Here is a 19,100-nt window from a genome sequence, read left to right on the forward strand (position 1 = left end):
CTCGACAGATCAGGGAGGCGCCGAGTGGGTTGGCTCGACCGGGTCGCGGACCAGGCCGACCGCCTGCGTGAGGCGCGCACGTTGCAGCAGGCCGACCGCTCGGCGGAGGCGTCCCGCCTGCTGGAGCAGGTCGCGGAGAGCACACGTGACCCGTACGCGCGGACCGACGCGCTCGTCCAGCGGCTCGGTACGCTGATCAACCTCGGGCGCACCGCGGAGTACGGGCCGGCCATGGACCGCGCGTTCGAGGCCGTGCAGGAGCTGCCGGAGCCGTACGTGCGGGGTCAGCTGCACGCGTTCGCCGCGCTCGCCGCCCATCACCAGGGCGCGCTCGACCGCTGCGTGATGCACCTGGTGCAGAGCTCGCGCGCGCTCAACGCGGTCACCGAGCCGGACTCGGACACCGCGTGGGGCTGGCACGACCTCGCGATGGCGTACTCGTACCTGGCGTTCCACGGTTACGCGCTGTCCGCGATCGAGCGAGCCCGGCAGATCGGCGCCGCGGCCGGACTTCCCGAGGAGGTGCTGGCCGCGCCCGGCATCCGGCTGCGCAACGCGATCGCGCTGGACCACTCCGGCGACACGGACGGCTGCCTGCGCGTGCTCCGCGACGTCAGTGACGACCTGGCCCGGATCGGCCGGGCCGGTCACCTGGACCGGATCCGGCCCAGCAGCCGCGCGGCGTACGGCTACACGGTCGCCCGCCGCGCCGCGCTCGGCGAACGCGGGCCGGTCGACGCGTGGTCGCTGCTCGCGTACGGCGGGGACAGCGCGCGCGCCCGGGACCTGCGCCGGCTCGGCGAGGTGTGCCTGTCCATCGCGGACGGCCGGACCGCCGAGGCACTCACCCAGATCGGCTCGGTCACGGTCGCGCCGGAGACGCTCGGTGCGGCCGAACCAGCTCGGCTGCGCAGCATCTCGTACGCCCGGGCCGGTGACCACGAGGCGGCGCACCGCGCGGACCGGCTCGCGTTCCGGCTCGCCACCCAGCGCAACGACCGGCTGCGCGAGGTCTACGTGGACGGCATCGCGGCCCGGCTGGACCAGGAGGAGATGCGCCGCGCGGCCGCGCAGTCCGGCGGCGAGGCGCTCTCCGACCCGCTGACCGGCCTGCCGAACCGCCGCCGGCTCGAACGCTACGTGGCCGAGCTGGCCGAGCACGGCGAGCGCGCCGCGCTCGGCGTCTGCGACCTGATGGGCTTCACCTCGGTCAACACCGTGCACGGCCACCACGCCGGCGACCTGGTGCTGCAGCGGGTGGCCGGGGTGATAAACCGGGTGATGCGCCGCGGCGACTTCGTGGCCCGCTACGGCGGCGACGAGTTCGTGGTGGTGCTGCCCGGCGCCGGCACGGCCCAGGCCACCGAGGTCGGCCGCCGCATCTCCACCGCGCTGGCCGCGGAGGACTGGGAGTCACTGGTCCCCGGCACGCCGATCTCCGCCCGGCTCGGCTGGGCGGAGGTCAACGGCGCGGTACCCGAGGGCCGCGGCGGGCTGGCGGACGCGCTGGTCCGCGCGTTCCGCACGGTCACCGCATGATGCCGGTCTCCGGACCGTCGTAGATCTGCTCACCCAGCGAGACACGGAAGTGGAACGTCGCGGTCCGCCCCTCCACCGCCACCAGGAACGACCCCGGCGTGGCGAGCCGGTAGACCTGCCGCCGCCGCGGCGCCCAGGGATGCTCCGGCTGGTATTCCCGCGCGGTGCGCAACGCCAGCTCCTGCGCCTTCTCCTCGGTCTCGGCCGCGGGCGCCACGTTGGTCACCCGCCACTGCCGGCCCTCCCCGTTGCCGCTCTGCTCCTCCACGATCACGAACCACCGACTCATGCCGCCGAGCGTAGGTTCCGGCCGCCAGCGACGCGGAAGCCTGACGAGGCGGTTCTTCCGCTTCCGGCGGGGTGTTCCGGAGCCTGTTGCCCATGTCCCGGCTCACCCTCGCCGTCCCCTGATCCCGCTGCGGCGGTCCGGTCGTGCTGCGGCCACTCGGCGCTGACCGCGGCCAGGGCGCGAGATCTCGGTTCGGCGAGTCCCGCGCAGCGGCAGTTCATCGAGGGCCGGCGCAGGGCGGTATCACGGGGTGAACAGCCGTACCGAGGTGTGCTCGTGCGCCAGGCGGCGCAGAGCGGCCTGCAACGCGTCCCCGACGATCGTGCCGATCACCGCGCCGGTGACCACGTCGTCGGGTGCACGGTCGGTGGTGATGCCGCGCAGGTCGGACTCCGCGATGATCTCGGCGGCTTCGGCGTACCGGTCGATCGCGTTCATCAGATGACCGACGCCCAGCTCGCGGAACGTCAGCATCACCTCGGCCAGCCGCCGCCGGCCCGGGCTGTGCGGCTCGACCTGCCAGCCCCAGCGCGCGATCAGCGCGTCCACCTCCGCCATCGCGGCGGCCAGCTCCGGTCCGGGCGGGTCGTCGGGCACCCCGGCCAGCGGGTAGAGCGTGCGGCCGAGGCGCTCGTGCATGCCCCAGTCGCTGTCGTCGTCGATGTCGCGGAGAACCTCGCGGATGGTGGCGATCGGCAACCGCCCGACCTCCAGCAGCGCCCGCACCAGCCGCAGCCGCCGTACGTGCCGCTCGTCGTAACTCGCCTGGTTCGGGCTGGTCAGCTCGCCGGCCGGCAGCAGCCCTTCGCGCAGGTAATACTTGATCGTCGGCACCGGCACCCCGGTGGTCCGGCTCAACTCCGCGACACGCATCCGCCCGTACCCCTTGCGATCTTCCCCGTTCCCGCGAGTCAGTCTACTTTTCGATAGTAGGCAGCTCCGCTATCCATTAATAGTCGTCTCGTCATCTGCGCCCCACCTCTGGATTCAGCCGGCGGTGATGGACGCGCTCGGGGTGCCCTCGTTCCAGGACCGGTCGAGGGCGGTGACGCAATAGGTGGTGGGGGCCGCGGGGGCGGCGGGATCGATCCACCGCTGGTCGGCGGCGTCGGTGGCGCGGTGGGTGGCGACCAGGGTGGCCCTGTCGCCGTCGACGCGGTAGAGGGCGTAGGAGGCCGGTTTCGCGCCCTCGGCGGCGCGGCCGGTGACCGTGACGGCGCCGGTCTCCGGGTCGCGCACGGCGGAGGTGAGCGACGGCGCGGGCGGCGGGGCGGCCGGCAGCTGTGGCATCACGGCCGGGAGCGCGGGCGTGGTGTAGAAGTCCTTGGCGTACCGGGTGACAGACCCTAGTTTGTCGGCCTTGACCTGCTTGGCGCTGAAGTGGACGCTGCCGGTCACCTCGGGATGCGTGCGATTGAGCGCGAGCTGCTTGCTGAGCTGGTCCGGCTCCTTCCAGACGCCCGCCTCACCGGCCCGGTAGTCGGCCTGGCCGATCCACAGCTGCACGCCGGTCCCGGCCACGGTCTTCGTCCACCAGGGCAGCAGCCGCGCGTAGTCGGCGCGGTCGAAGCCGATGTTCCAGTAGAGCTGCGGGACGATGTAGTCCAGCCAGCCCTCCCGGACCCAGGTGCGGGTGTCCGCGTAGATCTCGTCGTACGCCTGCAGGCCGCGGCTGTCCGAGCCCTCCGGGTCGGTGCCCTGGTTGCGCCAGATGCCGAACGGGCTGATCCCGAACTTCACCCACGGCTTGATCTGCTTGATCTTCTCGGACATCTCCTTGACCAGCAGGTTCACGTTGTCGCGCCGCCAGTCGCCCTTGTCCTTGATGCCACGGTTGTGCGCGGCGAACGCGGCGTCGTCCGGGAAGTCCTCGCCGTCCTCCGGGTACGGGTAGAAGAAGTCGTCGAAGTGGACGCCGTCCACGTCGTACTTCTCGACCGCCTCCAGCATCGAGTCCTCGACGAACGCCCGCGCCTCCGGAACGCCGGGATTGAAGTAGAACCGCCCGTTCTCGCTCGGGTAGACCACGCGCCACTCCGGGTGCGCGCGCAGCGGATGGTTCGGCGCGAGCTGGTTCAGGTCGTCACCGGCGCCCTTGGCCGCGGCCGGCTGACTGCCCCGGTACGGGTTGAACCACGCGTGGAACTCCAGATTGCGCGCGTGCGTCTCGGCGATCATCCACGCCATCGGGTCCCAGCCGGGGCTCTGCCCGTCGCGCTTGCCGGTCAGCCAGTCGGACCAGGGCGCGTATCGCGACGGCCAGAACGCGTCGCCGCTGGGCCGCACGTGTACGAAGACCGCGTTGTGGTTGAGCTTCTGCGCCAGGTCGAGCCAGCTCAGGTACTCCGCCTTCACCTGCGCCTCGGGCAGGCCCTTGCGGCTCGGCCAGTCGATGTTGTTGACGCTCGTGATCCACATGGCGCGCAGCTCGCGCGGCGCGGACGTGGCCACGCCGCCGCAGGCGCCGGCCGTGGACGCGTTGCTGGTGACCGCGCCGATCGGCTCCCGGGCCTCCGCGGCGCCGCCGGAACGGTTGTCCGCCCAGCGGATCAGGCCCAGCGTGGCGACCACCACGATCACCGAGAGTCCGGCGGTCAGTCCGATGAGTAACTGGCGGCGGGTGGGCTTCGTCTGTGCGGGCACCCGACCCAGTCTGCCGATCGCGCGCCAAATCGCAAACGTTGCCACCGGTGCGGATGCGATCTCAGTCGACCATGGCAGACTCTCCCCGTGATGCTCTATGACTGCCGGTCCGCAGCCGATCGTGATCGAGGCATCGCCGCCGCGATCGAGGCAGCGAAGAACGGCGAGCTGGTGGTCATGCCCACCGACACGCTGTACGGCATCGGGTGTGACGCGTTCTCGTCGCACGCCGTGAACTCGCTCTTCAACGCGAAGGGCCGCGGGCGTACGCCGCCGCCGGTCCTGGTCGGCTCCCGGCACACGCTGAACGGGCTGGTGCTGATCCTGCCCCGGGCGGCCCGCGACCTGGCGGACGCGTTCTGGCCCGGCCCGCTGACCATCATCGTCGACCACGCGCCCAGCCTGCAGTGGGACCTCGGCGAGACGAACGGCCAGATCGCGGTACGGCAGCCGCTGCACCCGGTCGCGCTGGAGGTGCTGCGCGAGGTCGGCCCGATGGCGGTCTCCGCGGCCAACAAGCCCGGCCGTCCGGCACCGGTGACCGCGGCCGAGGCGCAGGACCAGATGGGCTACTCGGTCCGGACGTACCTGGAGGCCGGCCCGGCGCTCGACCCGGTGCCGAGCACGATCGTGGACGTCACCGGCGACGTGCCCCGCATGCTGCGCGCGGGCGCGATCCCGCTGGAGAAGCTCCGCGACGTGGTGCCGGACATGCTCGGCCAGGAGGACTGAATGCCGCCGTTTTCCGTGCTGCACGTCTGCATGGGCAACATCTGCCGCAGCCCGATGGCCGAGCACATGCTGAACATGGCGTTCACGCGCCGCCTGACCGGCGCCGCCGCGGTCGCCGAGGAGCTGATCTACTCGCACAGCGCCGGGACCGGTGGCTGGCACGCGGGGGAGAAGATGAACCCGCCGGCCGCCCGGGAGATCAAGCGCCGGGGCGGGGACGCGTCCTCGTTCGAGGCACGCAAGCTGCGGTCGGATCACATCGACGCGGCGGACCTGATCCTGACGGCGACGGCGGACCAGCACGAGTACGTGCTGGCGCTGCGGCCGGACGCGGCGGCACGGTCGTTCGTGCTGGCCGAGTTCGGCCGGCTGCTGGCCACGGTCTCCGACGACGACCTGCCACCGGCCGGCACCACGCCCGAAGAGGTCTACGCCCGGGGCATCGCGATCGTCGCCGCGGTCGACGCCGCCCGCGCCGGCGCCGAACCGCTCCCCACCGATGACCTCGACGACCCCTGGGGCCGCGGCGACGCCGCCTTCGTCCGGATCGCCGACGAGATCGAGGCCACCGTCGACCCCCTCGCCGCCCGCCTGCTCCCGAGACCCTGACACACCGGGCGTCTTAGGCCGGCGTTTCGCGGTTCATGGTTCGGCGGGCGGGTGGCCGTGGTGTTCGCCGCGATGCGCGGCTTGCTCGCGGCAGCACCGGGTCGGATCAGCCGCTCCGGCGGGCGCGGCCCTCGGTGGGCTGGGTCAGCCGCGCCTTCAGCATGTTTCCGGGGCCCGAGCATCCGGTACGCGAGTATCCGCTGGTCAGTAGACCGAGATCGAACCGCCTCGCCGGGCGTGGTGTGGAGGTTCGATGCCCGGACCCGACATTTCACGATATGAGTGGCCGGCAGCGATCTTCCCGGACGTCGGATGTCCCAGCGTAAGAACTAAGTGATCAATCAGTGGAGCAAAAAGGCGATCAACTTCGATTTTTGATCTACCTTTTGCTCCACTGATTGATCACTTAGTCTCCGCGGCGCGTCTCGGCTCCTGGCCGGGCTGAAACGGGCCTGTCGTGTGGGCGTGATATGCCGATATTTCGGACAGCCCAAGCTGTTGGCCGTTCTGGCTTCCGCATGGTGGAAGATCGCGTCCGGATAGCGATACGGCCGCTCTGCTCTTCGTGGCATTGCCCGTGCAGATCGCGGCCAGGTATATGAGACGAAGCCCATGCCCACCGCGCGACGGCGACAGACCGACGTTTCGCCGCGCACTGCGAAAGCGCCGCCCCGGTCACCGAGACTTGCCGGATGCTGCCGTGGCCCGCGCTCATCGGTGCTGCCCTTGGCGCGGTGGACCGGCTGGGTAATGCCCCTTGCGCGGTGGACCGGCTCAGTATTGCCCCTTGCGCGGCGGGCGGCGGGGTATTGCCGTTGGCGCGGTGAACAGCCGGATGCTGCTTGGTGCGGGCGGCAGGCCCGAGGGCTGCCCTCGCCGCATTCTGGTTCGCCCGGAGGTGGCCTTTGCTGGCTTTCGCGGTCGAGGTGGGCGTCGTCGCGGGGGCTGAAGCATTAAATGCCGAAATATCGGGCGCGGAGCGCCCGATGGCTACCGCCGCCGGCGAGGCCCTGACACGAGAACGGCGCACCCGGCCCCGGGCGCCGTGATGTCGCCTGTCCAGGCCACATCACGGGCGTCCGGGTTTCGGCTGACCGGACCACCCGTGAAGGGTGAGCCCGCGGGAGCATGCGGAACGTGGGCACGCCGGGAGCGGGTATGTCCGGTTCTGGAGGTCAGAAGCTCTCGATCGTGAGGGACGTCTGTGGCTGGACCGGGGTGTGGTTGTCGCTGGCCAGGTAGTCCCAGGCGGCCATGGCGATCATGGCGCCGTTGTCGGTGGACCACTTCAGCGGCGGGAGACAGAGGCGGACGCCGGCCTCGTCGCAGAGCTGGGCGGCGGCGGCGCGCAGCGGCGGGGAGGCGGCCACGCCACCCACGATGACCAGCGAGGACGACGGGTACGTGGCCAGCGCGCGGCGGCACTTGGCGATCAGCACGTCCATGCAGGCGGCGACGAAGGACGCGGCGACGTCCTCGACCTTCCAGCCCTTCTCGGCCTCCAGGTAGCGCATCACGGCGCTCTTCAGGCCGGAGAAGGAGAAGTCCAGGCCGTGGTTGATGACCGGGCGCGGGAACGGGATGTTGGGGATGCCGGCACCGGCCATCCGGTCGACGACCGGGCCGCCGGGGTAGCCGAGACCCAGCATGCGGGAGACCTTGTCGTAGGCCTCGCCGACCGAGTCGTCCAGCGTGTTGCCGATCAGCTTGATGTCGGACGGGCCGTTCATCCGGGCGAGCAGCGTGTGGCCGCCGGAGACCAGCAGGATCATCGCGGGGAACTCGACGCGCTGCTCCTCCAGATCGGCGCTGCGCAGGTGGCCGCGGAGGTGGTTGACGCCGACGATCGGGACGCCCCAGCCGGCGGCCAGGCCGGACGCGGTGTCCAGGCCGACCATCAGCGAGCCGATCAGGCCGGGGCCGCGGGTGACGCCGATCGCCTCCAGCTCGCGCGGGTTGACGCCGGAGTCCTCCAGCACCATCCGTACCGTTGGGATGATCTTGTCGATGTGGGCGCGGCTGGCGACCTCGGGGTAGACGCCGCCGTAGCGGTTGTGGATGAGCACCTGGGACGCGACCGCGGACGCGACGACCTGACCGCGCTCGTCGACGAGGCCGACGGCCGTGTCGTCGCAGGACGTCTCGATGCCGAGGATGAGGCCGTTCGACGTCATGACAGCACCTTCTCAGCGGAGTGCAGGACCTTCTCGATCCGGTCAGCGGGGATCTGGCCGACCCGCTCGATGCGGGGCACCGGCAGGTTGCAGTTCACCAGCGTCGACGGTACGGACTGGCGCGGGCCGCCGTCGAGCACGACGTCGGGCTCGCCGTCCAGCATCGCGAGGATGTCCGGCACGGTCTCCGGCGTCTCCTGGGCGTGCGCGTTCGCGCTGGTGACCAGCAGCGGGCCGGTCTCGCGGAGGATGGCCAGCAGCGCCTCCTCCTTCGGGACGCGCACCGCGATCTCGTCCCGCCCGGCCAGCCACTCCGGCGCGGCGGCCGGGTCGACGCCGAACGCGATCGTGATCGGGCCGGGGGCGAACGCGTCCAGCAGCTTGCGGGCGTCCGGCGTGACGACCACGCCGAGCGACGGCAGCTGGTCCACGCCGGCCACCATGATCGGCAGGTTCTTCGCGGCGGGCCGGTTCTTCAGGGCGAAGATGCGAGCGGCCGCCGAGGGGCGGCCGGCCGCGACCGCGAGGCCGTAGACGGTGTCGGTCGGTACCAGCGCCACGCCGCCGGCCAGCAGGCTGTCCCGCGCGGCGGCGACGATCTCGGGCGTCACGTCGGTGACGTTCTGCAGGATCACGGAATCTCCCCGGTGAACGGTGGCGTCTGCTCGTTGATCGGGCTCACGAAGTCGGCCGGCGCCCAGTCCGCGTCGGCCGGCGGGGACACGGTGAGCGTCCAGGTGGCCAGTGAGGTCGGCGCCTCGACGCCGCTGTCGGTCACGTCGACGCCGGTCAGCTGCGCGCGGGCCTGGTCGCGGAACGCACCGGCCAGGATCACCGCGGAGTGCGACGCGCGCACCGACTCGCAGATCGCGGTGAGCGTGTCGTGCCGCATCAGCGTGGCCTTGCCGTGCTCGTAGACGGCCGCGTAGACGTTGCCGGCACCCGCGTTGCGCAGGCAGAGCACGGGCAGTTCCGGCGCCGGCGCGGCGGTGAACGCCAGCACGCGCAGCCCGTGGATGCCCACCACCTGGCGGCCGAGGCTGAAACCAAGCCCGTTCGCGTACGCCACACCGGCGCGCACCGAGCTCAGATTGCCCGGGCCGAGGTCGACCGCGATCAGCTCGATGTCCGCCGGTGTCCGGCCGGCCGCAACGAGCGCGGTGTCGACCAGGCCGCCGATGCTGGTGAAAGACGGGTCGTCACGCCTCAGGACGGTCTCGGCACCGTCCAGCGTGACGCCGTAGTTAATCGACGATGTTTCGATCGCCAGCGTGAGACCCATGGGTGTCCTTCGAGATAGCGGCGTGCAGGTCGCCGAGCGCGGCGGTCCACCGGTCGCAGGTGGCGGAGAACGTCAGGGAGCGGCCGTCGGCCTCGTCGGTGGCGACGAACGAGATCGCGAGGTGGCAGGGGAACTCGCCGGCGATCTTCTCGCCCCACTCGATCAGGCTGATCGCGTCGTCCTGGTACTCCGCGAGGCCGAGGTCGCGGTACTCCTCCACGTCCGCCAGCCGGTAGCTGTCCACGTGCAGGATCCGCGACTCCTTGGTCGCGTAGAACTGCGCGAGCGCGAACGTCGGGCTGGTGACCGGGTCGGTGGAGCCCAGCGCCTCGGCGACCGCCTTGACGAACGTGGTCTTGCCCGCGGCCAGGTTGCCGCTCAGCAGCACGATGTCGCCGGGCCTCAGCCGGTCGGCGAGCGCGGCGGCGATCAGCGCTGTCCGAGCCGGCGAGCCGGAGACGACACTGAATGACTCCATAAACGGATCCCCTCAACTGCGAGATAGGCGGACAAGCCTAGTCCGGCCGAAGAGGATCTTCACACCCGCCATACCGGGGTCCACCTGGTGAGTCAGGTGACCGAGGACCGCGCTATGTTGCGGGCCATGCCGCCGAAGACGATGGCGTGGAACGGGAAGACCGCGGCCCAGTACGCGTGACCGGCCAGGCCGTGCGGCAGGAAGATGGCCCGCTGCCGGTATGTCGACGTGCCGTCCGGGCCGGGCTCGGCGTACATCTCCAGCCAGGCGCGGCCGGGCAGCCGCATCTCGGCGCGCAGCCGCAGCATGCGGCCGGGCACGATCTCCTCGACGCGCCAGAAGTCCAGTGCCTCGCCGACGTAGAGGCGGTGCGGGTCGCGGCGGCCGCGGCGCAGGCCGACGCCGCCGGAAAGCGTGTCCAGCCAGCCGCGCGCGGACCAGGCGAGCGGGAACGAGTACCAGCCGTTCTCGCCGCCGATGCCCTCGATCACCCGCCAGAGCGCGTCGGACGGCGCGCCGACCGGCTGGTCGCGCACGTCGGTGTAGACGCTGCCGCCGGACCAGGCCGGGTCGGTCGGCAGCGGTTCCGCGGACGCGTCCCGTCCGGCCGCGCCGGTCCACCGCGTCTCCACCTGCACGTCGCGGACCTTGGCGAGCGCGAGCCGGACCGCCTCGTCGAACGGCGTCGGCTGCCACGACCCGGTGTACCGCGCGATGTCGTTCTCGTGCGCCACGGCGTCGTGGATCAGGCTCTCCACCAGCGGGCGGGCGATCGCGTTCGGGACCGGGGTGATCACGCCGACCCAGTGCGAGGAGAGCCACGGCGTGAGCACGCGGACCGGGAGCAGGCGGCGGCGGGGGAGGCCGGCGACCGCGGCGTACCGCTGCATCATCTCCGCGTAGGTGAGCACGTCCGGGCCGGCGATGTCGAAGCCGCGGTTGACGTCCGGCGGCAGGCTCGCGGCCTCGATCAGGCGGCGCAGCACGTCCCGTACCGCGATGGGCTGGATCTTGTTGTTGACCCACCGCGGCGTGACCATGACCGGCAGCCGCTCGGTCAGGTAGCGCAGCATCTCGAACGACGCGGAGCCGGACCCGATGATCACCGGGGCGCGCAGCACGGCCGTGGGTACGCCGCTGTCCAGCAGGATCCGGCCGACCTCGGCGCGCGAGCGCAGGTGGGCGGAGTGCACGTCGCCGGTCGGGTCCGGGCCGCCGAGGTAGACGATCCGCTGCACGCCCGCTGTCGCGGCGGCCTCGGCGAAGTTGCGGGCCGCGACCCGGTCCATCTCCTCGAAACCGCGCCGGCCGAGCGAGTGGATCAGGTAGTAGGCGACGTCGACGCCCTCCAGCGCGGCGGCGAGCGAGTCCGGCTTGCTGACGTCGCCCTCGGCGATCTCCACCTGGGACGCCCACGGGACGTCGCGCAGACGGTTCGCGTTCCGGGCCAGGCAGCGCACCCGGTAACCGGCCTGGACCAGGCGCGGGGCGAGACGACCGCCGATGTATCCGGTGGCGCCGGTGACCAGGCAGAGTGCATCGGGTTGCATGGGAACCATGATTGCCACCGGGTGACGTGCTAAACGGACCTAGACTCGGGTTCTGACCTGCCTTGTAAAAAGCGGGGTGTGTGCCGTGAACGCGACCTTTTGGGGCCCGGACTTCGACGCCCTGCACGAGACCGATCCGGAGCTCGCCGAGGTGCTGCTCGCCGAGGTGCACCGGCTGCGCGACGGGCTGCAGCTGATAGCGAGTGAGAACCTGACCTCGCCCGCGGTGCTGGCCGCGATGGGTTCCACGCTGAGCAACAAGTACGCGGAGGGCTACCCGGGGCACCGGTACTACGGCGGGTGCGGTCCGGCGGACCGGGCCGAGGAGCTGGCGGTGAGCCGGGCGAAGGACCTGTTCGGCGCGGACCACGTGAACGTGCAGCCGCACTCCGGCACGTCCGCGATCATGGCGGCCTACGCGGCGCTGGTGCAGCCGGGCGACCCGGTGCTGGCGATGGACCTGCCGCTCGGTGGCCACCTCACGCACGGCAGCAAGGTCAACTTCTCCGGGAAGTGGTTCAACCCGATCGGGTACGGGCTGCACCGCGACACCGAGCTGATCGACTACGACGAGGTGCGCGACCTGGCCCGCGCGCATCGGCCCCGCATGATCATTTGTGGCGCCACCGCGTACCCCCGGAACATCGATTTTCGGGTCTTCCGCGAGATCGCGGACGAGGTCGGCGCGTATCTGCTGGTGGACGCCGCGCACTTCATCGGGCTGGTGGCCGGCCGGGCGATCCCGTCGCCGGTGCCGTACGCGGACGTGGTCTGCGCGACCACGCACAAGGTGCTGCGCGGCCCGCGCGGCGGCATGATCCTCTGCCGGGAGGGGCTGTCCGCGCGGATCGACAAGGCGGTCTTCCCGTTCACCCAGGGCGGGCCGCTGATGCACGCGGTCGCGGCCAAGGCCGTCGCGTTCCGCGAGGCCCAGATGCCGGACTTCCAGGGGTACGCCCGGCAGGTGGTCCGGAACGCGCAGGCGCTCGCGTCCGGCCTGGACACCGAGGGCGCGCGGTGCGTGACCGGCGGCACCGACACGCACCTCGCGGTCGCCGACCTCACCGCGCTCGGCGTCACCGGCCGGGACGCGGAGGAACGCTGCGACCTGGCCCGGATCACGCTCAACAAGAACGCGATCCCGTACGACACGCGGAAGCCCACGGTCGCGTCCGGCATCCGGATCGGCACCGCCTGCATCACCACGCAGGGGATGGACGAGGGCAGTTCACGGCAGATCGCGGGACTGATCGGCCGGGCCGTGCGGTCCGACCCGGGCACCGCGGCCGGGCTCGCCGCGCTGCACGAGGTTGCCGACGAGGTCACCGCGCTGGTCCGCCGGTTCCCCGCCTACGCCCGGCCGGCGGCGGTCTGACCTGCTCGCCCACAGGCTCGTCCCGGTCACCGCGGCCAGCACCACCACGATCACGCCGAGGGACAGCACGGTCGGGATCTCCGGCACCCAGGACCAGATGCCGTGCGCCCAGTGCAGCACCAGCTTCACGCCGATGAACGCCAGGATGATGCCGAGGCCGTAGTTGAGGTGCCGCAGCCGGCCCAGCGCGTCGTGCAGCACGAAGTAGAGCGCGCGCAGGCCGAGCAGCGCGAACGCGTTCGTGGCGAGCACCAGGTAGGGGTCCTCGGTGACGCCGTAGACGGCCGGCACCGAGTCGACCGCGAACACGATGTCGGTCATGAAGATCGCGGTGACCACCAGCGCGGCCGGGGTCAGCGCGCGCCGCCCGTCGATCCGGGTGACGAGCTTGAAGCCGTCGTACTCCTTGGTCACCGGCAGCCAGCGGCGGAGCAGCTTGACCGTGCGCATGTCGTCGACGTCGAGCGTCGCCTCCGGACCCTCGCCCGCCTCGCGCAGCACCCGGATCGCGGTCCACACCAGCACGGCGCCGAACAGCAGGAAGACCCAGGTGCCGGTGGCCAGCGCGCCGGCGCCGAGCGCGATGAAGACGGCGCGCAGCACCAGCGCGCCGACGATGCCGTAGAGCAGCACCCGCTGGGCGAGCGCGGGCGGCACCGCGAACGAGGCCAGCAGCAGCATGAAGACGAACAGGTTGTCCACCGACAGCGACTTCTCCACCACGAAGCCGGTCAGGAACTCGATCGCGGGCGTGCCGCCGTACACCCACCAGAGGAATCCGCAGAAGACGAACGGGAGGGCCAGGTAGAACGCGGTCCAGCGGAGCGCCTCGCCCATTGCCACCTCGTGCGGGCGCCGGGTGAGCCAGACGTCCATGGCGAGCAGGGCCAGCAGGCCGATGACGGTGGCGGCCCAGAGGCCGGGGGACGCGATCGAGTCGAGAGGGTGCACGGCAACTCCTCGAACGTTCACCGTCCGAGGTCTCCCCCACCCACGGCTTCGCGGGCGGCCCGCCGGGGACCCTGTCGGAGGATCCGTACTGACCGGCGTGCGCTTCGCGGGGTACTCCCCTCGCTGCGTCGATGGTAGCCGTTTCGACCGCGCTGAATGGTAACCGGATCGCGGGATTTTGGTTACGCTCGGTGGATAGGGTGATCGGAGGTGGCGATGATGCTGCTCGACGTTCTGGTGGCCGTATTCCTGCTGCTCTGCCTCGGCATCAGCTGTGCGGCGATGTCGTCCGGGCACGGCATGCACCGGCGGCACCGGTAGGGGCCGGTATTCTCGCTGGCCGAGGGCGGGTGCCGAGGGCTGGGGAGACGATGATCGTTCGGTTGGGCCACATCTGGTGGCCGCTGGCCGGCACGGCCGTGCTGGCCGTGGTGCTCGCCGTGGTCGGGCAGGTCGTCGACGGCGGCCCCGGACTGCTCGGTGCGCTGCTCGGCGTCGGGCTGCTGGCCGGTGGCTATCTGATGTCCAACCTGGCGCTCGCGTGGGCCGACTCGATCATGCCGAAGCTGGTCCTGACCATCGGGCTGGCCACCTACATCTTCAAAATCACGATGCTCGGCGTGGTGCTGCTCGTCGTGATCGACCAGAACTGGGCCGGCGTCCGGATGACCGCGATCGGGATGATCTGCACCATGCTGATCTGGATAAGCGCGCAGATCTGGTCGTCCATGCGCGCCACCGCGGCCATACGTCCCGGAGCCGTGCCCGACTAGGTCCTTCAGGTGACCGTTGTCGGAAATCAGCGAGTCCCCTCCCGGTTCCGTGTGACGGGGAGTACGGTGTCACACGATGAGCCGGACCCCGCGAGGACCGCACAACTGAGTTGTGCGGGGGGTGAGTCCTAGCTTCCTGCCAGCGACTGATATCGTCGCCGCGTCATGGCCGATGACCCTTCACCCAAAGCTCCTGAGCCCAACTCGGGGGCCGATGCCGGTTGGTCGGCGGTCGGTTACCTGTTGGGCGGCATGATCGTCTGGGGTGGCGCGGGCTGGCTGCTGGATCGCTGGCTCGGCCTGCCGGACGTGGGGCTGCTGATCGGGCTGATCGGCGGCACCATCGCCGGGGTTTATCTGATCGTGAAGAGGCTGGGCGCGTGAACGGCCCCGACCGACGGAGGATGCGTTGAGTAAGTCCCCGCACGTTCTCGCCGCGGAGTTCCCGCCCGGAGTGGAGAGTTTCGACTTCCCGACTCTCATCCCGGCGCTCGAAGGCACGATGTGGGCGCAGGCTTTCACGAAGGTCACGCTGCTGGTGTGGCTCTCGGTGGCCATCCTCATCGTGTTCTTCCTGGTGACCTACCGCAGCCCCAAGATCGTGCCGACCAAGGGCCAGTGGCTGGCGGAGTCGATCTACGGTTTCGTCCGGGACGGCATCGCCAAGGACATCATCGGCAACAAGCACGGCGTGCGGTTCGCGCCGTACCTGGCGACGCTGTTCGTCTTCATTCTTCTGAACAACTTCTGGGGCATCTTCCCGTTCGCCCAGATTTCACCTAACTCGCACATCGCGTTCCCGATCGTGCTCGCCGGCTTCACCTACGTCATCTACATTGCCGTCGGTATCAAGGCGCAGGGGCTCGGGCACTACGTCAAGAACAGCATCTGGGTGTCCGGCGCTCCGCTCTGGGTGCAGCCGATCCTGGTGCCGATCGAGCTGTTCCAGGTGCTGCTGCTGCGCCCGGCCACGCTCGCGATCCGACTCTTCGCCAACATGTTCGCCGGCCACATGATCCTGCTGGTGTTCACGCTCGGTGGTGTCGCGCTGATGAACGCGGAAGCGGTGTTCCTCAAGCCGGTCGCGCTGCTCAGCTGGGCCATGGCGATCGTGATGACGCTGTTCGAGCTGTTCATCCTGGCGCTGCAGGCGTACGTGTTCACGCTGCTGACCGCCACGTACCTGCAGAGCTCGGTGGACCCGGCGCACTGAGGCCGGCGCTCCACGCCACAGCTTTCGCAAAGAAGTAGTTTTCGCCTTAATCGTTCGCGTAACTCGTACGCGGCAACGCAGGAGGAATCGCAAAATGCCACTGGCAGAGATCGCCGGAAACATCAACGTCGTCGGCTACGGCATCGCGGCGCTGGGCCCGGGTATCGGCGTGGGCCTGGTCTTCGCGGCCTACATCCAGGCGACCGCTCGTCAGCCCGAGACCGCCGGCCTGACCCGCGTTTACATGTTCATGGGCTTCGCCGTCGTCGAGGCGCTCGCGCTGCTCGGCCTGGTGCTCGCGTTCGCGCTGGGCGGCTGAACGAACACGTCGACGGTCTCCGCCTCGTCGCGGAGCCGATTCGGTGATCGGCGGGAACGACGCATCACCGGCCAGATGGGAGTGTTATGAACCCTTACATCGCTGCTGAGGAGCACGGCGGCGGCGCCGGCATTCTGCTGCCGCCCGTCTCCGAAATCATCGTCGGTCTCGTCGCTTTCTCCGTGATCCTGTTCGTCCTGGCCAAGTTCGTCTTCCCGCGCATGGAGGAGACGTTCAAGGCCCGGGTCGAGGCCATCGAGGGCGGCATCGCCAAGGCCGAGTCCGCACAGGCCGAGGCGAACGAGCTGCTCGAGCAGTACCGCGCGCAGCTCGCCGAGGCCCGTACCGAGGCCGCCCGGATAAGGGACGAGGCGCGTGCCGACGCCGAGGCGATCCGTCAGGACGTCCTGGCCAAGGCCCGCGAGGAGTCCGACCGCATCATCGCCGCCGGGCAGGAGAACCTGCGCACGCAGCGCGAGCAGCTCGTCCGCGAGCTGCGCTCCGAGATCGGCACGCTCGCCGTGGACCTGGCCGGCCGCATCGTGGGCGAGTCGCTCGCCGACGAGGCGCGCAGCCGGGGCACCGTCGAGCGCTTCATCGCCGAGATCGACGCGCCCGCCGCGTCGGGGGGTCGGCGCTGATGTCGATCGGCAACCGCGAGTCCTATGCCGCGGCGACGGACGAGCTGACCGCGTACGCCGCCACGGCGTCCGCGGCGGACGTCGCCGCGCTGGGCGACGAACTGCTCGCGGTCGCGCGGCTGCTCTCGGGCGAGCCCCGGCTGCGGCGTGCGCTGTCCGACTCGTCCACGCCGGCCGCGCAGCGTGCCGAGCTGGCCGGTGGGCTGCTGACCGGCAAGGTGTCCGCGCCGGCGCTGACGGTGCTGACCGCGACCGTCGCCGCGCGCTGGTCCACGCCGAGCGAGTTCCTGACCGCCGTCGAGCAGATCGGGGTGGACGCGCTGCTGACCAGCGCGTCCGCGGCCGGCGAGCTGGGCGAGGTCGAGGACGAGCTGTTCCGGTTCAGCAAGGTCGTCGCGGCCGAGAAGACCCTCGGTGGCGCGCTCGCTGACGTGTCCGTCCCGGCCGCACGCCGGGCCGAACTGGTCCGCGAGCTGCTGGCCGGCAAGGCGAAGCCGGTGACGGTCCGCCTCGTCGAGGTGGCCCTGTCCGGGTTCGGTGGACGCGGCTTCGTGGCATCGCTGGACCGGCTGATCGAGCTGGCCGCGGACCGGCAGGACCGCGACCTCGCGTACGTGACCGTCGCGCGCCCGCTCGCTGAGGCCGACGAGGCGGCGCTCGCCGCCAAGTTGACCGAGCTGTACGGCCGGGGCGTGTCCCTCAAGGTCACGGTCGACCCGGCGATCGTCGGCGGGATCAGCGTCCGGGTCGGTTCCGACCTGTACGACGGCACGATCCTGCGGCGGCTCACCGAAGCCCGCAAGGCATTCGCCAAGTAGGTCCGTTCCCTCGGAAGCCCCTTCATTACGGTGGGGACGGCACCGAGACGACAGAAGAGAAGGCTGAGGATGGCCGAGCTGACCATCTCCTCGGATGAGATCCGGGGTGCGCTCGAGCGCTACGTTTCGTCCTACACGCCCGAGGTCTCCCGCGAGGAGGTCGGCATCGTCAGCGATGCGGGCGACGGAATCGCACACGTCCAGGGTCTCCCCTCGACGATGGCGAACGAGCTGCTGGAGTTCGAGGACGGCACCCTGGGTGTCTCCCTGAACCTGGAGGCCCGTGAGATCGGTGTCGTCGTCCTGGGCGGCTTCACCGGCATCGAGGAGGGCCAGCCGGTCAAGCGCACCGGCCGCGTGCTCTCCGTCCCGGTCGGTGACGCGTTCCTGGGCCGCGTCGTCAACGCGCTCGGCGAGCCGATCGACGACAAGGGCGACATCGAGGCCGAGGGCTTCCGCGAGCTGGAGCTCCAGGCGCCGAACGTGATGTCGCGGCAGCCCGTGAAGGAGCCGCTGCAGACCGGCATTAAGGCCATCGACGCGATGACCGCGATCGGCCGGGGCCAGCGGCAGCTGATCATCGGCGACCGCAAGACCGGCAAGACCACGGTCGCGCTGGACGCGATCCTGAACCAGCGGGACAACTGGCTCTCCGGCGACCCGAAGAAGCAGGTCCGCTGCATCTACGTCGCGGTCGGCCAGAAGGCCACCACGATCGCCACGGTCAAGGGCATCCTGGAGGAGAAGGGGGCGATGGAGTACACCACCATCGTCGCCGCCCCCGCGGACGCCCCGGCCGGCTTCAAGTACATCGCGCCGTACGCCGGTTCCTCGATCGGCCAGCACTGGATGTACAACGGCAAGCACGTTCTGATCGTCTTCGACGACCTGAGCAAGCAGGCCGAGGCGTACCGCGCCATCTCGCTGCTGCTGCGCCGCCCGCCGGGCCGCGAGGCGTACCCGGGTGACGTCTTCTACCTGCACTCCCGCCTGCTGGAGCGCTGCGCGAAGCTCTCCGACGAGCTGGGTGGCGGCTCGATGACTGGTCTGCCGATCATCGAGACCAAGGCGTCGGACATCTCGGCGTACATCCCGACCAACGTCATCTCGATCACCGACGGCCAGATCTTCCTCGAGGCCGACCTGTTCAACTCCGGTGTCCGCCCGGCCATCAACGTGGGCACCTCGGTGTCCCGGGTCGGCGGCGCGGCGCAGGTCAAGGGCCTCAAGGGCGTGGCCGGCCGGCTGCGTCTCGACCTGGCGCAGTACCGCGAGCTGGAGGCGTTCTCCGCCTTCGCCTCCGACCTGGACAAGGCCTCCCGCGCTCAGCTCGAGCGTGGCGCCCGCCTGGTCGAGCTGCTCAAGCAGCCGCAGTACTCGCCGTACCCGGTCGAGGAGGAGACGATCTCCATCTGGGCCGGCACCACCGGCGAGCTGGACGACGTCCCGGTCGCGGACATCGGCCGCTTCGAGCGTGAGCTGCTGCAGTGGCTGCGCCAGCACCGGTCGGACGTCGTCACCGGCATCGCGACGACGAACAAGCTGTCCGACGAGGCGATCGAGTCGCTGAAGTCCGGCGTGGCCGAGTTCAAGCAGCTGTTTCAGAGCGGCGCCACCGCGAACCGGGTGAACGAGGCTCCGGCCGAGGCGCTCGGCGACGAGCACGTCTCCCGCGAGACGGTCACCCGGCACGTCGACTCGGACGAGAGCTAGT

Annotated in this window: 19 protein-coding genes and 1 pseudogene; 11 read left to right on the top strand and 9 right to left on the bottom strand. The window is 70.6% G+C overall.

Translation table 11 applies throughout. The features are described from left to right. The first annotated feature begins 24 nt into the window (after positions 1-24). Positions 25-1,539, top strand: a complete 1,515-nt coding sequence (locus J2S42_RS27405; RefSeq protein ID WP_307243584.1) for a GGDEF domain-containing protein — start codon at positions 25-27, stop codon at positions 1,537-1,539. On the opposite strand, the gene J2S42_RS27410 is transcribed toward J2S42_RS27405, so the two are convergent. The 3 genes from J2S42_RS27410 to J2S42_RS27420 form a co-directional block, all read right to left on the bottom strand. After that, positions 1,529-1,828: a hypothetical protein gene (locus tag J2S42_RS27410; RefSeq protein WP_307243585.1), complete on the bottom strand. Its 300-nt coding sequence runs from the start codon at positions 1,826-1,828 to the stop codon at positions 1,529-1,531. The two genes, J2S42_RS27405 and J2S42_RS27410, sit on opposite strands and share 11 nt — an antisense overlap. A 243-nt stretch (positions 1,829-2,071) precedes the next feature. Continuing rightward, complete coding sequence (locus tag J2S42_RS27415; RefSeq protein WP_307243587.1) at positions 2,072-2,701, bottom strand: MerR family transcriptional regulator; 630 nt, start codon at positions 2,699-2,701, stop codon at positions 2,072-2,074. 114 nt (positions 2,702-2,815) lie between these two features. Next, the gene (locus tag J2S42_RS27420; protein ID WP_307243589.1) at positions 2,816-4,471 is read right to left on the bottom strand and encodes a glycoside hydrolase family 10-like protein; all 1,656 of its coding nucleotides are present in this window, start codon (positions 4,469-4,471) and stop codon (positions 2,816-2,818) included. A gap of 90 nt (positions 4,472-4,561) precedes the next feature. Between J2S42_RS27420 and J2S42_RS27425 the strand changes: the two genes are divergently transcribed. Both J2S42_RS27425 and J2S42_RS27430 read left to right on the top strand, forming a co-directional pair. Further along, the gene (locus J2S42_RS27425) at positions 4,562-5,203 is read left to right on the top strand and encodes an L-threonylcarbamoyladenylate synthase (protein ID WP_307249060.1); all 642 of its coding nucleotides are present in this window, start codon (positions 4,562-4,564) and stop codon (positions 5,201-5,203) included. Further along, entirely contained in the window at positions 5,204-5,812 is a 609-nt protein-coding gene (locus J2S42_RS27430) for an arsenate reductase/protein-tyrosine-phosphatase family protein (RefSeq protein WP_307243591.1), read from the top strand. A gap of 1,175 nt (positions 5,813-6,987) precedes the next feature. Here the strand turns inward: J2S42_RS27430 and tsaD are convergent. The 5 genes from tsaD to J2S42_RS27455 all read right to left on the bottom strand — a co-directional run bounded on the left by tsaD (position 6,988) and on the right by J2S42_RS27455 (position 11,296). After that, positions 6,988-7,986, bottom strand: a complete 999-nt coding sequence (gene tsaD / locus J2S42_RS27435; protein WP_307243592.1) for a tRNA (adenosine(37)-N6)-threonylcarbamoyltransferase complex transferase subunit TsaD — start codon at positions 7,984-7,986, stop codon at positions 6,988-6,990. Then, positions 7,983-8,621 carry an L-threonylcarbamoyladenylate synthase gene (locus J2S42_RS27440; protein ID WP_307243594.1) on the bottom strand — a complete coding sequence of 213 codons (639 nt, stop codon included), beginning with the start codon at positions 8,619-8,621 and terminating at the stop codon, positions 7,983-7,985. Before J2S42_RS27440 ends, tsaD begins: the two co-directional genes overlap by 4 nt. After that, entirely contained in the window at positions 8,618-9,268 is a 651-nt protein-coding gene (gene tsaB, locus J2S42_RS27445) for a tRNA (adenosine(37)-N6)-threonylcarbamoyltransferase complex dimerization subunit type 1 TsaB (protein ID WP_307243596.1), read from the bottom strand. The genes J2S42_RS27440 and tsaB overlap by 4 nt, the downstream gene beginning before the upstream one ends. Beyond that, a complete protein-coding gene (gene tsaE, locus J2S42_RS27450; RefSeq protein ID WP_307243598.1) occupies positions 9,231-9,746 on the bottom strand; it encodes a tRNA (adenosine(37)-N6)-threonylcarbamoyltransferase complex ATPase subunit type 1 TsaE in 516 nt (171 codons plus the stop codon). The genes tsaB and tsaE overlap by 38 nt, the downstream gene beginning before the upstream one ends. Before the next feature lie 92 nt (positions 9,747-9,838). Continuing rightward, the gene (locus J2S42_RS27455) at positions 9,839-11,296 is read right to left on the bottom strand and encodes an SDR family oxidoreductase (RefSeq protein ID WP_307243600.1); all 1,458 of its coding nucleotides are present in this window, start codon (positions 11,294-11,296) and stop codon (positions 9,839-9,841) included. A gap of 166 nt (positions 11,297-11,462) precedes the next feature. On the opposite strand from J2S42_RS27455, the pseudogene glyA reads away from it, so the two are divergent. Then, a pseudogene (glyA, locus tag J2S42_RS27460) lies at positions 11,463-12,590 on the top strand (serine hydroxymethyltransferase); the annotation flags it as partial. Here glyA and J2S42_RS27465 read toward each other — a convergent pair. After that, positions 12,525-13,622, bottom strand: coding sequence for a TerC family protein (locus tag J2S42_RS27465; RefSeq protein ID WP_307243601.1), 1,098 nt, complete (start codon positions 13,620-13,622; stop codon positions 12,525-12,527). The pseudogene glyA and the gene J2S42_RS27465 sit on opposite strands and share 66 nt — an antisense overlap. A 371-nt stretch (positions 13,623-13,993) precedes the next feature. On the opposite strand from J2S42_RS27465, the gene J2S42_RS27470 reads away from it, so the two are divergent. The 7 genes from J2S42_RS27470 to atpA all read left to right on the top strand — a co-directional run bounded on the left by J2S42_RS27470 (position 13,994) and on the right by atpA (position 19,099). Continuing rightward, the gene (locus J2S42_RS27470) at positions 13,994-14,395 is read left to right on the top strand and encodes a Cg1360 family ATP-synthase-associated protein (RefSeq protein ID WP_307243604.1); all 402 of its coding nucleotides are present in this window, start codon (positions 13,994-13,996) and stop codon (positions 14,393-14,395) included. Positions 14,396-14,560: 165 nt separating this feature from the next. Continuing rightward, a complete protein-coding gene (locus J2S42_RS27475; RefSeq protein ID WP_306834712.1) occupies positions 14,561-14,779 on the top strand; it encodes an AtpZ/AtpI family protein in 219 nt (72 codons plus the stop codon). A gap of 25 nt (positions 14,780-14,804) precedes the next feature. Continuing rightward, positions 14,805-15,608, top strand: a complete 804-nt coding sequence (gene atpB / locus J2S42_RS27480) for a F0F1 ATP synthase subunit A (RefSeq protein WP_307243606.1) — start codon at positions 14,805-14,807, stop codon at positions 15,606-15,608. A 94-nt stretch (positions 15,609-15,702) separates the two neighbouring features. After that, positions 15,703-15,927: an ATP synthase F0 subunit C gene (atpE, locus tag J2S42_RS27485; RefSeq protein WP_307243607.1), complete on the top strand. Its 225-nt coding sequence runs from the start codon at positions 15,703-15,705 to the stop codon at positions 15,925-15,927. Between the two features lie 86 nt (positions 15,928-16,013). After that, positions 16,014-16,568, top strand: coding sequence for a F0F1 ATP synthase subunit B (locus tag J2S42_RS27490; protein WP_307243610.1), 555 nt, complete (start codon positions 16,014-16,016; stop codon positions 16,566-16,568). Beyond that, entirely contained in the window at positions 16,565-17,386 is an 822-nt protein-coding gene (locus tag J2S42_RS27495; RefSeq protein WP_307249062.1) for a F0F1 ATP synthase subunit delta, read from the top strand. Before J2S42_RS27490 ends, J2S42_RS27495 begins: the two co-directional genes overlap by 4 nt. A gap of 69 nt (positions 17,387-17,455) precedes the next feature. Then, entirely contained in the window at positions 17,456-19,099 is a 1,644-nt protein-coding gene (atpA, locus tag J2S42_RS27500) for a F0F1 ATP synthase subunit alpha (RefSeq protein WP_307243612.1), read from the top strand. Position 19,100: the final 1 nt, after the last annotated feature.

Origin of the sequence: Catenuloplanes indicus (genome assembly GCF_030813715.1) — a bacterium.
Classification (GTDB): Bacteria; Actinomycetota; Actinomycetes; order Mycobacteriales; family Micromonosporaceae; genus Catenuloplanes; species Catenuloplanes indicus.

What these genes read in the sequence shown, in the direction of transcription:
- J2S42_RS27410 (WP_307243585.1), bottom strand. Translation starts at nt 1,828, where the DNA reads ATGAGTCGGTGGTTCGTGATCGTGGAGGAGCAGAGCGGCAACGGGGAG.
- J2S42_RS27415 (WP_307243587.1), bottom strand. Translation starts at nt 2,701, where the DNA reads ATGCGTGTCGCGGAGTTGAGCCGGACCACCGGGGTGCCGGTGCCGACG.
- J2S42_RS27425 (WP_307249060.1), top strand. Translation starts at nt 4,562, where the DNA reads ATGCTCTATGACTGCCGGTCCGCAGCCGATCGTGATCGAGGCATCGCC.
- J2S42_RS27430 (WP_307243591.1), top strand. Translation starts at nt 5,204, where the DNA reads ATGCCGCCGTTTTCCGTGCTGCACGTCTGCATGGGCAACATCTGCCGC.
- tsaD (WP_307243592.1), bottom strand. Translation starts at nt 7,986, where the DNA reads ATGACGTCGAACGGCCTCATCCTCGGCATCGAGACGTCCTGCGACGAC.
- tsaB (WP_307243596.1), bottom strand. Translation starts at nt 9,268, where the DNA reads ATGGGTCTCACGCTGGCGATCGAAACATCGTCGATTAACTACGGCGTC.
- tsaE (WP_307243598.1), bottom strand. Translation starts at nt 9,746, where the DNA reads ATGGAGTCATTCAGTGTCGTCTCCGGCTCGCCGGCTCGGACAGCGCTG.
- J2S42_RS27455 (WP_307243600.1), bottom strand. Translation starts at nt 11,296, where the DNA reads ATGCAACCCGATGCACTCTGCCTGGTCACCGGCGCCACCGGATACATC.
- J2S42_RS27470 (WP_307243604.1), top strand. Translation starts at nt 13,994, where the DNA reads ATGATCGTTCGGTTGGGCCACATCTGGTGGCCGCTGGCCGGCACGGCC.
- J2S42_RS27475 (WP_306834712.1), top strand. Translation starts at nt 14,561, where the DNA reads ATGGCCGATGACCCTTCACCCAAAGCTCCTGAGCCCAACTCGGGGGCC.
- atpE (WP_307243607.1), top strand. Translation starts at nt 15,703, where the DNA reads ATGCCACTGGCAGAGATCGCCGGAAACATCAACGTCGTCGGCTACGGC.
- J2S42_RS27490 (WP_307243610.1), top strand. Translation starts at nt 16,014, where the DNA reads ATGAACCCTTACATCGCTGCTGAGGAGCACGGCGGCGGCGCCGGCATT.
- atpA (WP_307243612.1), top strand. Translation starts at nt 17,456, where the DNA reads ATGGCCGAGCTGACCATCTCCTCGGATGAGATCCGGGGTGCGCTCGAG.